The sequence below is a fragment of the Halolactibacillus sp. JCM 19043 genome (assembly GCF_001310395.1).
Taxonomy (GTDB): domain Bacteria; phylum Bacillota; class Bacilli; order Bacillales; family Amphibacillaceae; genus Halolactibacillus; species Halolactibacillus miurensis.
In genome coordinates this window covers 1-12,459 of sequence record NZ_BAXD01000003.1, presented here as the reverse complement: position 1 = coordinate 12,459, position 12,459 = coordinate 1, and the positions used below count along the sequence as shown (strand labels likewise).

Annotated in this window: 15 protein-coding genes, 3 pseudogenes and 1 other annotated feature; all 18 genes and pseudogenes read right to left on the bottom strand. The window is 39.5% G+C overall.

All coding sequences use genetic code 11. The annotated features are described in order from the left end of the window. Nucleotides 1-12: 12 nt before the first annotated feature. Nucleotides 13-225: a binding site (T-box leader), on the bottom strand. Nucleotides 226-299: 74 nt separating this feature from the next. The 18 genes and pseudogenes from JCM19043_RS02835 to JCM19043_RS02765 all read right to left on the bottom strand — a co-directional run bounded on the left by JCM19043_RS02835 (nucleotide 300) and on the right by JCM19043_RS02765 (nucleotide 12,245). Further along, nucleotides 300-794 carry a DivIVA domain-containing protein gene (locus tag JCM19043_RS02835; RefSeq protein ID WP_062319826.1) on the bottom strand — a complete coding sequence of 165 codons (495 nt, stop codon included), beginning with the start codon at nucleotides 792-794 and terminating at the stop codon, nucleotides 300-302. 65 nt (nucleotides 795-859) lie between these two features. After that, on the bottom strand, nucleotides 860-1,642 hold the full coding sequence (locus JCM19043_RS02830; RefSeq protein ID WP_062319824.1) for an RNA-binding protein: 783 nt from the start codon (nucleotides 1,640-1,642) through the stop codon (nucleotides 860-862). A gap of 9 nt (nucleotides 1,643-1,651) precedes the next feature. Next, nucleotides 1,652-1,903, bottom strand: coding sequence for a YggT family protein (locus JCM19043_RS02825; RefSeq protein WP_062319822.1), 252 nt, complete (start codon nucleotides 1,901-1,903; stop codon nucleotides 1,652-1,654). A 2-nt stretch (nucleotides 1,904-1,905) separates the two neighbouring features. Beyond that, nucleotides 1,906-2,361 (bottom strand): cell division protein SepF, encoded by a 456-nt coding sequence (locus JCM19043_RS02820; protein ID WP_062319820.1) that lies wholly within the window; start codon nucleotides 2,359-2,361, stop codon nucleotides 1,906-1,908. Between the two features lie 8 nt (nucleotides 2,362-2,369). Next, nucleotides 2,370-2,582: a hypothetical protein gene (locus JCM19043_RS18545; RefSeq protein WP_369813730.1), complete on the bottom strand. Its 213-nt coding sequence runs from the start codon at nucleotides 2,580-2,582 to the stop codon at nucleotides 2,370-2,372. Continuing rightward, complete coding sequence (locus tag JCM19043_RS02815) at nucleotides 2,579-3,043, bottom strand: YggS family pyridoxal phosphate-dependent enzyme (RefSeq protein WP_369813729.1); 465 nt, start codon at nucleotides 3,041-3,043, stop codon at nucleotides 2,579-2,581. The genes JCM19043_RS18545 and JCM19043_RS02815 overlap by 4 nt, the downstream gene beginning before the upstream one ends. Before the next feature lie 29 nt (nucleotides 3,044-3,072). Then, complete coding sequence (gene pgeF / locus JCM19043_RS02810; RefSeq protein ID WP_062319818.1) at nucleotides 3,073-3,723, bottom strand: peptidoglycan editing factor PgeF; 651 nt, start codon at nucleotides 3,721-3,723, stop codon at nucleotides 3,073-3,075. Then, nucleotides 3,699-3,863: a hypothetical protein gene (locus tag JCM19043_RS16240; RefSeq protein WP_156321317.1), complete on the bottom strand. Its 165-nt coding sequence runs from the start codon at nucleotides 3,861-3,863 to the stop codon at nucleotides 3,699-3,701. The genes pgeF and JCM19043_RS16240 overlap by 25 nt, the downstream gene beginning before the upstream one ends. Nucleotides 3,864-3,969: 106 nt before the next feature. After that, nucleotides 3,970-4,179, bottom strand: a pseudogene (locus JCM19043_RS15925) (PRC-barrel domain-containing protein); the annotation flags it as partial. 60 nt (nucleotides 4,180-4,239) lie between these two features. Continuing rightward, the gene (gene sigG, locus JCM19043_RS02805; RefSeq protein WP_062319816.1) at nucleotides 4,240-5,025 is read right to left on the bottom strand and encodes an RNA polymerase sporulation sigma factor SigG; all 786 of its coding nucleotides are present in this window, start codon (nucleotides 5,023-5,025) and stop codon (nucleotides 4,240-4,242) included. An 82-nt stretch (nucleotides 5,026-5,107) separates the two neighbouring features. Further along, nucleotides 5,108-5,824, bottom strand: coding sequence for an RNA polymerase sporulation sigma factor SigE (sigE, locus tag JCM19043_RS02800; protein WP_062319814.1), 717 nt, complete (start codon nucleotides 5,822-5,824; stop codon nucleotides 5,108-5,110). A 20-nt stretch (nucleotides 5,825-5,844) separates the two neighbouring features. Further along, entirely contained in the window at nucleotides 5,845-6,633 is a 789-nt protein-coding gene (locus JCM19043_RS02795; protein WP_062319812.1) for a sigma-E processing peptidase SpoIIGA, read from the bottom strand. Nucleotides 6,634-6,856: 223 nt separating this feature from the next. After that, a pseudogene (gene ftsZ / locus JCM19043_RS02790) lies at nucleotides 6,857-7,968 on the bottom strand (cell division protein FtsZ). A gap of 36 nt (nucleotides 7,969-8,004) precedes the next feature. Further along, nucleotides 8,005-9,296 (bottom strand): annotated as a pseudogene (ftsA, locus tag JCM19043_RS02785) (cell division protein FtsA). 317 nt (nucleotides 9,297-9,613) lie between these two features. Continuing rightward, a complete protein-coding gene (locus tag JCM19043_RS02780) occupies nucleotides 9,614-9,997 on the bottom strand; it encodes a small basic family protein (protein WP_062319810.1) in 384 nt (127 codons plus the stop codon). After that, nucleotides 9,997-10,710, bottom strand: a complete 714-nt coding sequence (locus JCM19043_RS02775) for a DUF881 domain-containing protein (protein ID WP_062319808.1) — start codon at nucleotides 10,708-10,710, stop codon at nucleotides 9,997-9,999. The genes JCM19043_RS02780 and JCM19043_RS02775 overlap by 1 nt, the downstream gene beginning before the upstream one ends. Nucleotides 10,711-10,726: 16 nt before the next feature. Next, on the bottom strand, nucleotides 10,727-11,410 hold the full coding sequence (locus JCM19043_RS02770) for a DUF881 domain-containing protein (RefSeq protein WP_062319806.1): 684 nt from the start codon (nucleotides 11,408-11,410) through the stop codon (nucleotides 10,727-10,729). A gap of 4 nt (nucleotides 11,411-11,414) precedes the next feature. Then, nucleotides 11,415-12,245 carry a cell division protein FtsQ/DivIB gene (locus JCM19043_RS02765; RefSeq protein WP_062319804.1) on the bottom strand — a complete coding sequence of 277 codons (831 nt, stop codon included), beginning with the start codon at nucleotides 12,243-12,245 and terminating at the stop codon, nucleotides 11,415-11,417. Nucleotides 12,246-12,459: the final 214 nt, after the last annotated feature.

Below are 12,459 nucleotides of genomic sequence, written 5' to 3'. Positions count from 1 at the left end.
TCCTCCTATCCCAAAAGGGACGAGGAGAACTCGCGGTACCACCCTAGTTAGCTTATTAAGCTCACTCTTTTGTCGTAACGTGACGTAGACGTTCATTCTTACTATGAGTTCAGAATGAAAGCTTGAAGATGATATTCGTTCATTTAGGGATCATACTAGGCTTTCACCACCCCTAGTTCGCTCTTATGATAATAAATGACTTACTGTTCTTCGCATCGCTTTATCGTTTCATTTAATTAAATACCCTGTCCATGAATTATAGGTAATTATTGCACAGCCGTCAAGTCGTGTCAATATTTTTATTCGTCGTCTTCGTCCAATTCATTGAGTTCCATATTTAATAATTGGTCCCAATCGTTTGCTTCAACAAGTTCTAGTTGAGCTTCAATCAACATTTTCAGACGCGTACGGAAGACTTTCCCTTGCTTCTTAAGTTCTTCTACTTCAATTTCAATCCGACGTGCTTTTTCTAGAGCTTCATTAATGATACGATCAGCATTTTTCTCAGCTTCTCGGACAATTAGCTTCGATTCTTTCGTCGCGTTGCCTCTCACTTCATCGGCGGTTTGTTGCGCTACGAGAATAGATTTATTTAATGTTTCTTCAATGTTTGAAAAATGCGTTAATTTATCTTCTAGTAATTCGATCTCACGCTTTAATTCCTTCTTTTCGCGAATGACCAGTTCAAAATCTTTCATGACTTGATCTAAAAATTCATTGACTTCATCTTGGTCATACCCGCGCATCCCTCTGGAAAATTCCTTATTGTGAATATCTAGTGGTGTTAATGCCATTATGTATTCCTCCTTCGTATCGTTTATGCCTTTCGACAACATGTGTTAAAAGAAAACCCTTTCTTCTATTGTACCAAACGTTGATACAAAATGCGCCATTTTTCTTTCTTTGTTTGCCCTTCAATTGACGATAACCTAGCTCGACCTTTTTTTCTCACACTAATCAAATCATTAGGTTCAACGGTAAAGGCCGGAGAATCCACGACTTTAAAATTCACCTTCACCCACTCACGTTCCACCAACGCCTTCGCATCTTTACGACTCATCTGATACATGTCTTTGATTAATACATCTAAACGCAAGGACGATACTGTCGTTTGATGAGTCGTCCACGTCGATGGATGTGGACGGTAGGTGATTAAAGGGGCTTCAATAAAAGCTACTTGCGCTTTTTTTACTTGAGTAAATTCTCGTAAAACAAACGGACATATATCCTGATGGACAAGCAATTGAATGGTTCCCGTTGCCTCCTCTATCGTGATATCCCCTAACTTCTTTCGGTCAATCCCGAGTGATAGAAAACTGCCTAACACATCGGGGTGCTTAATGTCTACAAATTTCGTTGGAAAGGAAGCTTCAAGTAAACAAACCGGAAAATCATCATCTTCAACCGATTCATAATAAGGACTTAATGCATACATCGTCCGTTCCACCTGGTTGTCACCAAATAAACACGTGACGTTGAACCGATCATCATTCCCAATAATGGATTCAAAAATATGCGCCTCTCTCGGATCTAAAAAATCGGTAAATCTCGTCATAAATTGTCGTTCGACTTGGTCTCTGAGATTGAGAACATTATCGACAAATGGGCGTTCTTCTGGTCTGAAATGTTGATATAACTCCATCGCACTCACCTATAAAACATAAAGAATATAAATCAGTCCACGACGCGCAAAGCTTAAGACAAATAACGCGACAAGGGCTGAAATATCCAACATGCCAATCGGCGGAATAATCCGTCTAAATGGTTCCAAATATGGTTCCACAATCGAACCTAAAAAGCGACCAATTGAGGATTGTCGTGCACCTGGGAACCAAGACATCAAAATATAGCCAATAATCGCAAATTGATACAAATCAAACAATCTTAATAATATACTTTCCATCGTTAATACCTTCCTTGTTCATCAAATTCGTCATCTGTAAGTGAAGAAATCGCACCTTCGATTTCAACATTATCAGGTGTACATAAAAACGTATGGGGTCCAAGTTTTTGAATATCGCCTGAGACCGCATAAACAGTGCCACTTAAAAAATCGACAATCCGCGTGGCTTCTTCTTTTGATACGCGTTGCAAGTTAATGACAACAGACCGTCTATTGACAACGTGATCGGCAATATCTTGAATTTCATCATACCGTCTCGGTTCAGACAAGACTACTTTAGCTTGAGACTGAACCGACTGTAAACTCACAATATTTTCTTTTTTCTTTTTCGGTTCGTCTTTGTCGTGTTTGTCACTACGTGTTTTTTGAAAAGCCTCGTAAGAGTCATCTGGTATTTCTTCATAGTATTCTTCTTCATCGACAGAAAACAATGTCCGAAACTTATTTTTCATACTCATATTTCTCCCTACCTTTCAGGATTTACTAATGTCGAGCCAATTCTAAGATGGGTTGCCCCTTCTAAAATAGCCCACTCAAAGTCATTACTCATCCCCATTGATAAATAGTCACACGGCGCATGAGGTAACTCTAGTGACTTAATGTGATCACAGCACCTTCTTAACTCCTTAAATACACCGCGTACAAGTGATTCATCAGTCGAATGGGGCGCCATCGTCATGAGCCTACGATACGGATGTTTTCAAGGCTTGATAATGACTCAACAAAGGCTTGAAGTGCCTCTTGTTCAACGCCACCCTTCGTTGCTTCGCCACTAATATTGACTTGAATAAAGCAATTCAATGGACTTGAGCGCCGTTTATTGAGTTCTTTTGCGATTTTCATCCGGTCAAGCGCGTGAAAATAATCGATTTTCTCTGCAATTTCTTTTACCTTGCGCGATTGCAGTGGCCCAATAAAGTGCCAGGCAACGTCCTTTATGGCTTCGATCTTTTCTTGGGCTTCTTTCACCCGATTTTCACCTAAATCGCTTATACCAAGCGCCTTTACTTTCTTTGTTTCATCTATTGTAACATATTTCGTCACGGCAATGAGTGTTAACTCACTCACATCGCGTTGAGCTTTGTCACAAGCTGCCTTAATGTCTTCTTGTAGTTTGCGATAACGTCGGTCTAGTGTCATGTCATGTCCCCCTCTTACCCATTCTTTTTCTACTGAAAAATATAGCCCATCATACGTCCGGTTTGTTGTTGTCTCCTAAATGAATATAAATCCGGATGACTGTACGTATCGATAGATGATTTATTGATGTGATGGGGCTTAACCCCTAATGTCACTAAATAATGTTCATTCACTGCTTTTAAATCTAAAACATATTGATCTTCTGATAACTTAGTTGCTAGCTCATTTGTGATAGGTAGCGGCATTTGCTCTACCACCGCACGGCTTACTTGATAATGCTCTTTTTCAATCGCTGGTCCGATCGCGACGTGTATATGTTCGATCTCACTACCAAGTAACAGACACGTCTCGAGCATCGTTTTAGCCATCCCTTTCGCCGTCCCTTTCCACCCTGCATGCGCAATCCCGATGAGGCGCTGAACGGGATCAAAAAAGTAAAGCGGCACACAATCAGCATAAAACTGAGCCAACACGACCCCAGAGGCTTTCGTAATCAGCCCATCTACACCTGGTATGTGGTCGGTTAAGGTGTAGGCACCGCGCCCAGCATCTACTTTTTCCACCACCGCCACACGCTTACCATGCACTTGTTCTGCAAAGACGGCTTGACTTAATGATTGGTTCATTTCATTTAACACACGGCTTCTATTTTCAATTACGTCGGCATCATCATCACCCACATGAAGGCTGTATTCAAACTCGTAAACGGATCTTTTGATACCCCACCGATACGTGTAGAGATCCCTAAATTAATCTGATAGTGGTTCTGAATCTCCTCCGCATGCAGTCGCCGAGGTGATTGTCTTTTGAATAGTTCCATTTTATCGCTTCCTCACACAATTTCTTTCATTCGTTTTTATTTTATCATATATACGCATGGAAAAAGAACCATTTCTCTCACGTATGAAAGAAATGGTTCTCTTTAATCATCTTCTTTGATTATTTTTTAAGGCAACAATTAAGACGTCTTCTCCGACTGTCTCAATCTCCCTTAAATCAATCACGTGTTCTTCTGCCTCTTTTCTCATGGACATTTTACGTTTTTCTCCGATGACGAGATGGGTCACAACACCTTTGTTCTCATCAATGATAACGTCGGTAATAAAACCTAACCGCTCTCCTGTCGTCGTTGAGACACATTCACGTTTTTTTTAAATCTGTGTAACGCATAGGTCACCTTCTTTCCCTTCAAAACATTACTCAACTTCTTTCATCTTCTGTTTCATCGCCTTTAGCGCCTGTTTTTCCAACCGGGACACTTGGGCTTGTGAAATACCAATTTCATCTGCGACTTCTGACTGGGTTAATCCTTCATAATAGCGTTTATTTAAAATGAAAAATTCCCGTTTATTTAAACCGTCTAACGATTGTTTTAAGGCAAGGTTCATTACCCAATCTGTTTCGGGCTCTTTATCACTCGTAACTTGATCCATTAATAATACAGGGTCCGACCCATCGTCATAAATCGGATCAAATAACGACATCGGTTCTTGAATGGCATCTAACGCAAAAACGACATCGACGAGCTTCACGCCTAGGACTTCACTCACTTCCTTTAATGTTGGTTCAACATGTCGCTCATTCATCAATTTTTCTCGTGTTTTCATAATTTGATAAGCTAAATCTTTTATGGACCGAGAAACTCTAATAGGTTGGTGATCTCTAAAGTGACGTCGAACTTCTCCTAAGATCATTGGAACCGCATAAGTCGAAAACTTAACGTTATGTTTTAAATCAAAGTTATCAATCGCTTTAATTAAACCGATACACCCCACTTGAAATAAATCATCGCCTGATTCTCCTCGGTGCTGAAAGCGTTGAATGATACTTAATACTAGACGCAAATTGCCACCAATAATTGTTTCACGCGCTGTTTGATCGCCTGCTTGATAACGTTTGAAAAGGATGCGCATATCTTCATTCTTTAGTACCGGTAATGCCTTTGTATCAACACCACATAAGTCAACCTTAAATCTGGCCATTGTGAACCTCCTAGTTGAATATTACGTCTACTAGGAAGTATCACCAAGTCACCTATGAATATGCAGGAAGTATCTGGTGAATCTACATCGACTCTTGAAAACTATACTGTAACTGCTTTAAGATTTTCTTCTCTAAACGTGAAATATATGATTGAGAAATGCCGAGTAAATCTGCCACTTCTTTTTGTGTGAGTTCATCTTTTTTATTCAAACCAAAGCGTAGCGTCATAATATATTGATCACGCGTTGATAATTTTTTGAGTGCTTCTTTCAATAGGGCATGATCGACATGTTGTTCAATATCTTTTTCAATGACATCCGGTTCTGTCCCTAACACATCTGAAAGTAATAAGGCATTACCGTCCCAATCTACATTAAGCGGTTCATCAAATGACACCTCTGTTTTTCGCTTACTTGTTTTACGCAAAAACATCAAAATTTCATTTTCAATGCAACGCGACGCGTATGTAGCCAATTTAATCTTTTTTTCCAATTTAAATGTATTTACGCCTTTGATAAGTCCAATCGTCCCTATACTAATTAAATCTTCAATATGCACACCGGTATTTTCAAATTTACGCGCCAGATACACGACAAGACGTAAATTACGTTCGATTAAACTCGCTTTCGCTGCTTGGTCACCTTGGTCTAAACGTTCCAATAATTGATACTCTTCTTCACGGTTAAGCGGCTGAGGGAGCGCTTCTTTCCCGCCGATATAATAAACGGCTTGTTTCTTCATCATTCGTTTGATTAGCCATTCTCGACAACGCTTAAACATAATACGACACACTTTCATACTCCTCCGCACCCTTTCCTTTATGATTTTAATAACGTCAATAGCTGTGGACCGAATAACGCTTGAAATCCTTCCTCCTCTCTAAAGTTCTGTTGCCTTAACCCGAGTAACACATGACTCACTTCTTTTACCTCTCCGTGATCAATAACGGTAACACAATCAGGCTTGATGCACGTCATAGCCTGTACATTCGCATTGATATCTTGATAAAATAACTGTCTTTTTTTATCCTCATCCGTTTGTTCAAGATGAAGGTTGAATTGATTAAACGTGATGGGATCAATAAATAGTACGGAAGCATGTGTAATGGGGTCAATTAATTGATGACCAGTATCAAAAAACGCCTTTAATTGAACGGTTTGTTGATTCATCGTTACCGTGATATCATACAGATGTTCTGTTTGAATATGGCGACAGACACCATGTTGATAAAAACGTAAGTATAAATGATAGCTGACGATGAACAACATCAGCATCAATGGAAGTGATGCCGTTATGTGTGACTTAATGAGTAATAACGCGCCTGCAAAAAAACAAGATACCATTGTCATTGTCACAAATCGTTGACTTATTTTGGCTTTACTAGGTGAGAAAAATAACCAGCTTAAACAGATAAGGGAGAGTAACAGTTGTATAAAACGGTAGTGGGAGAAAGACATAAGTACTGGCATAATATCGATAAGACTGAGTAGAAAAGAAATTACGTGACACCAGACACGTGATGTCTTCATACCCATAATGTGACACGTTAAAGTAATGAGTAGTATATGCGCGCCATAAGTCAGCAAAAATACGAGATCAACGTACACGTAAACCGGCCTCCTTCCCTTATAGGTACCATCATATCAGAGCCATGTCGCAAAGCTTGTCAAATGATTGTGCAAATAAACCGTTTATGATGGAGGTTTTGTATAAAAATCAGTCCCCCTTCTTATGCAGTGACCTACTTTAGAAATGAAAAACCACGTAGGATGAAAGTTATTCTCTCATCCTACGTGGTTCACTATTTATTCAACATGTCATTTTATCAGCTTATCGACGACGGTTGCGATTCCGTAAAAACGTTGGAATATCCAAAGTGTCGTCTTCGTTAAACGCCGGTTCATCTGGTGTTGATTGTTCTTGTTTTTGTTTTGTTTCTTGAGTTGGTCTTGTTGTTTGAGTCGGACGCGTATGATCTGACTTTTTCTTTGTCTCATCAAAACCCGTCGCGATAACCGTTACAACAATCTCATCTTTTAATTCTTCATTCATCACCGCACCAAAAATGACATTCACTTCTTGGTCTGCTTCATCAGTAACAATCGCTGCTGCTTCTTGTACTTCGTACAAGGTAAAGCCAGAACCACCCGTGATATTCATCAAAATACCATGAGCCCCGTCAATGGTTGTTTCAAGTAACGGTGACGAAATGGCTTTTTTCGCTGCTTCAGCGGCACGATTTTCACCTGTCGCAATCCCGATGCCCATTAAAGCTGACCCTTTATCTTGCATAATTGTTTTCACGTCCGCAAAATCGACGTTAATAATACCTGGTGTAGCAATCAGATCACTGATCCCTTGCACACCTTGGCGTAACACATTATCAGCTTCTCTAAAAGCTTCTAGCATCGGTGTGTTTTTGTCGATAATTTCCAATAAACGGTCATTTGGAATCACGATTAACGTATCGACATTTTGTTTTAATCCATCAATACCTTGAATCGCTTGTGTTGAACGTTTGCGACCTTCAAACATAAACGGACGCGTCACAACACCCACCGTTAACGCACCAATTTCTTTTGCGACTTGAGCAATGACGGTGCCGCACCCGTTCCGGTACCGCCACCCATACCAGCTGTCACAAAGATCATATCCGCCCCTTGTAAGGCTTCTTCTAACTGTTCCTTACTTTCTTCAGCAGCTTTGCGACCAACTTCAGGGTTCGCACCTGCACCGAGGCCACGTGTCAGTTTCGTACCTAATTGAATCTTCACTTCTGCTTTTGATAAGTTTAGTGCTTGCGCATCGGTATTCACCGCAATAAATTCCACACCTTGAACACCGTGTTCAATCATACGGTTGACAGCGTTGTTACCACCGCCACCAACCCCGATAACTTTAATCTTTGCTAATTGATCTAATTCTGTATCAAACTCTAACATATTCTTTCCTCCTAATCGCAACAGTTCTCTATTTTATTAATCGAAAAATACTTTGAATAATTTTGCTACACCTGACTCTTTTGTCTCATCTTTTGGTTTTTTCTGTTTCATTGGTTTCGATTGTTTTGGCTTGTCTTTTTTGACCGGTCGTTCCTCATATTGCGCTTGGTCCGAGACAGCATCTGATAGAGGTCTCCCTTGTATTTTCGCATTATCATACGCGAATTTCAAAATACCTACACCAGGCGTGTATTGTGGTTCTCTTACGCCAATGTAATCAGGCACAGCCACACGAACATTACCTTGATAGAGATCTCTAGCTAGTTCTAATGCTCCTGGCATTAACATCGTACCACCAGTTAACACAAACCCTCCTGGTAAGTCACGATAACCTAATTTAGAAATTTCTTTAGCCACTAACACAAAAACCTCTTCTAGTCGTGCCTCGATCATGTCAGATATATCTTTTTGATTGAATGTAGAAATCTCCTCTGTACCAATCGCTTTTACTTCAAATTGTTCTTCTTCATTGGCATCAGGGAAATAGCCATATCCGTGTTTGATTTTAATTTGTTCTGCTTCTTCAAAACTTGTCTTTAAACCATACGAAATATCTTTAGTGATATTCTCACCACCAATAGGAATCATTCGTGTGCCCTTTAACTGTCCATCATCAAAAATAGAGACGGTTGTTGTGCCACCACCGATATCAATTAACGCCACGCCTAGTTCTTTCTCATCGTCTGACAAGGCAATGGCACCGGCGGCTAGTGGTTGTAAGACTTGGTCTTGAATATCAAGCTGTGCTCTTTCCACACACTTCGTTGTATTATGTATCATTGTTCGTGACGACGTAATAATCGTGCCTTCCATTTCAAGCCTAACACCGATCATCCCGCGTGGGTCATTGATTCCTGCTAAACCATCAACAATAAATTGTTTGATCACAAGATCTAAAAATTCACGATCGGTGGATAAGAGATGACTTTAGCATTATCAATTACACGAAGCACATCTTCATCGTTTATTTCTTTATCATCATTTGGTACTGCCACAATCCCTTGACAAGGAAGTAATTCTACTTGATTACCATTGTAGCCAATAATAACAGAATGAATGTGCATATCTACCATTCTTTCAGCAGATTCAATGGCTGCTCGAATCGATTGAACCGCTTTATCAATGTCGACGATTCCACCTTTTTTTATGCCCTTTGACTTGGCCGTACCTACACCAATAATGTTTAAACGTTCATCAGCTATTTCTCCGATGACCACTTTTATTTGGGACGTTCCTATGTCCAAACTTACTAACACTTCGTTAGCCAATACTAGCACCTCCTATAAGTGACACCACTTATTTCACTCGCTTTAATTCTTTTTTGTCCATGTTCACATGTTTGATTTTTATTCATGATTTTCATTTCTTTTATGTTCTACCTTCATATCATCATATTTTATAATAAGATGTGATGAAACAACAATTTTTTGTTAAAAAGGTATGCACTACGCTAAGTATATCATTTAATTGCTAGACATTTAATAGTCTATTAAAAAATATCATACTTTTTAATGATTTTACCATGAAATCCATTGTTTTTACATGATTCATTCTACGTATTTCACGATTTGTCGATGTATTTCGACTATTCAGCAGTCGAGGACGATTGGTTTTGTTTCTTTAATACTTTTTGTTGCTGCCATTTATCAAATAAACGGCGTCTAATGATGGCGATATTTTGGAATAAACGCCAGCCAAACGCAAACACAGCTGCTAAATATAGGTCTACCCCTAATTGCTCACCAATAAACGTTAATAAAACAGCCAAGGTAATATTAAAGAAAAAACCCGTAACAAATATATATTGATTAAATACATGTTCAAAGTGGGCCCGTATACCACCTAGCAAGGTATCAAACGCCGCTAAGATCGCGAGCGATAAATAATTGGAGTAGACGGCTGGAATCGTCAAATCTGACAACAATCCTAACCCAATCCCTAGCCCTAAAAATAATACCATTAACCACATTATTCTTCACCTTCCTCATAATCTGTTACTTTAACATAATTAAGCGTTAATTCATCTGAATATTTAGGGACGGTGATGGTTTGTTTTTCGTCCATGGTAAGTTTAATATTGTGAATAGCTAAGTCATTGATCGCTTGGCTTACTTCCATGTAGTTAATGAGCCGCTCAGGTTCTTCGGTCAAGACTAGAATGGTGATTGGCAAATCCCTTAATGGTCGTTGATTGACATAGACACGACCCATTACGTCACGAATCGCCGTATGATTGACAATGCGCTCAGCACCTATGGCTAAGTGTTCAGCACCATAGACGTTTAACTCATTAACCAATCGATTCAATAATTCACTCGTTAACTCAGGGAAACCTTCGGTTTCACTTGCCTGTTCAAAATCCGCCACAAGGGTTAACTCAACGCCGGGTCCTGTCATTTCTGTTAAACCCGCTTGGTCTTGTAAGGCACTAATTTGATTCCGCAATGTCTGAGTTTGTGTGACGTATACATTGTCTTCATAATCCGCTTGAATGTTTTTCAATTCATTTAATTCTTCTTGCAACACTTGTTGACGTTCTTGTTCCTCTAACAGTGCTGTTCTGATTTCCCATAAATCTCTCGTATCACGCGTTTTAGGCTCCTCTTCAATTGAGAGGTGCAAACTAATCATGACACCGATAAAAAAGGCAGCCGCCGCGAGAATCACTGTCTGTTTTTTCATAAATATGTCATCCTTCTTATTGTGGTGTCATTTCTACTCGTTTTTCACCGTATTCCACTTCAATCCGTTCATTCACTAACTGATCAATCACGCCTTGTTCTAATTCAAGGGACTGCCGAAGCGTGTCTTGGTCACCGATCGCTTCAATCGTAAATGGTGCAGGATGTGTTTTGCCGTCAACGGTAATCACAGGGCCAACACAAAACACATGACTATGGTGGAATATCCGCTGACCATTAATTTCTATCGCTTCAGCCCCAGCACTTAAGAGCTCATTAATGACTAATTGGACATGTCGGTCGTGAACAATATAGTCATTCACATTCGCTTCATCCGGTACATAATCCTGGTCTTTCAAAGTGATAAACACACCCGGACCTTCTACCGCTAACTCACCGACATAAGCTTGTAACTCTCGCTTTAATTCAACAGCTGACATTAGATTTTGTTGTTCTTCACTAAGAGAAGTTTCCATCTGAAGCAACTCTACCCGCAAATCGTTAATTTGTTGTTCAAGCGCATTATTTCGCTCTTCGAAATCAATCAGCTGTTGCCGATAGTAAAAAGCACGGTCCCATTCTTCAACCGAGACCGGATCGTCATCTAACAATATTTGTGCTTGTTCATAACTTACAGCGACTAAATAGCCAAAAACAAATAAAACAAGCGATAATATGACATGTTTACCTTTCACATGCATAAACCTATTCATCCTCTTCTATAATCAATTGATTTTCTTCGCCTTCTTCATATATCTCTAAATCTGGATCAGTCGTCGGTTGTTCTGAAAACTGATTAAAAATGGCCCCAGAGTGATCAATTTCAATCAAACCAGGATTGGCTTGATCTAATTGACTCACAACAGATGGGTACGCCTTTATGTGTTCACTAAAACCTCTAATGGTCGTCAACAACTCAAAGCCATCAATCATATTTAAATGGACTTGATAAGGATTCGCTTCTGTTGGAGAATAGTGAATCTCTGAAATATGACTCAATAAATAGGTCGGTAAGGCTTGCATACCTTCAATCATTAACTTGCGAATCTCTTCATTGTCAAACCCAATGAGTAAAGGGGCATCGCCTTTATAATCGACTTTTTCAACATGGTCTAATGTATGACCACTCTCCAACAATGGCGACAAACTTTCCCCTTGGTCAATATAAGCAATTTTCTTATACTCTGTGACGGCCACCGTCACTTCGTGTGTCCATGAGCGTGTCACTTTAGCGGTTTTAATTTCTGGTAGTTCCAAGATCTTCGCTTCGATATTTTCGAGTTGAAATGACCATAGACTCCGTTCTGTTGATATATCACTTTGCTTTAGAATAACGTCTTTTGATACAAATTGTGATCCTGTCACATTTATTTCTCGCACATAACTTAGCGGAGATTGCAAGTAAACAACAAAGACAATAAGAACTAATAAACATGTTAAATAAAAAATAAAGCGCCGATTCGCTTTCTTTCGGCGCGTCTCTCTCAGTTTTGGTATCCGATCTTCTATCGATACTACCTTTTTTTCTCCGGTCATTATTAACGCCTTCTATCTATAAAGTAATCATCGTGTCTCTACCCTAAATTATAGCATATTTATATAGGTCATGATGGAGTTTTTCATATGACTATTGAATGGTTTTTTATCGTTTTAGGGCGAGAAGACACCTTCCTCAAGTGCGTCAGCACTAGGTGGCTGATGAATCGCTCGTTTTGAATATTTTTGAAGTGACAAACATATATTCCTCGTC

Bases quoted from the DNA above. Each gene is read 5' to 3' on its own strand.
- JCM19043_RS02835 (WP_062319826.1), bottom strand. From the start codon at position 794: ATGGCATTAACACCACTAGATATTCACAATAAGGAATTTTCCAGAGGG.
- JCM19043_RS02830 (WP_062319824.1), bottom strand. From the start codon at position 1,642: ATGGAGTTATATCAACATTTCAGACCAGAAGAACGCCCATTTGTCGAT.
- JCM19043_RS02825 (WP_062319822.1), bottom strand. From the start codon at position 1,903: ATGGAAAGTATATTATTAAGATTGTTTGATTTGTATCAATTTGCGATT.
- JCM19043_RS02820 (WP_062319820.1), bottom strand. From the start codon at position 2,361: ATGAGTATGAAAAATAAGTTTCGGACATTGTTTTCTGTCGATGAAGAA.
- JCM19043_RS18545 (WP_369813730.1), bottom strand. From the start codon at position 2,582: ATGACGATGGCGCCCCATTCGACTGATGAATCACTTGTACGCGGTGTA.
- JCM19043_RS02815 (WP_369813729.1), bottom strand. From the start codon at position 3,043: ATGACACTAGACCGACGTTATCGCAAACTACAAGAAGACATTAAGGCA.
- JCM19043_RS16240 (WP_156321317.1), bottom strand. From the start codon at position 3,863: ATGGAACTATTCAAAAGACAATCACCTCGGCGACTGCATGCGGAGGAG.
- sigG (WP_062319816.1), bottom strand. From the start codon at position 5,025: ATGGCCAGATTTAAGGTTGACTTATGTGGTGTTGATACAAAGGCATTA.
- sigE (WP_062319814.1), bottom strand. From the start codon at position 5,824: ATGAAAGTGTGTCGTATTATGTTTAAGCGTTGTCGAGAATGGCTAATC.
- JCM19043_RS02780 (WP_062319810.1), bottom strand. From the start codon at position 9,997: ATGTGGTTAATGGTATTATTTTTAGGGCTAGGGATTGGGTTAGGATTG.
- JCM19043_RS02775 (WP_062319808.1), bottom strand. From the start codon at position 10,710: ATGAAAAAACAGACAGTGATTCTCGCGGCGGCTGCCTTTTTTATCGGT.
- JCM19043_RS02770 (WP_062319806.1), bottom strand. From the start codon at position 11,410: ATGCATGTGAAAGGTAAACATGTCATATTATCGCTTGTTTTATTTGTT.
- JCM19043_RS02765 (WP_062319804.1), bottom strand. From the start codon at position 12,245: ATGACCGGAGAAAAAAAGGTAGTATCGATAGAAGATCGGATACCAAAA.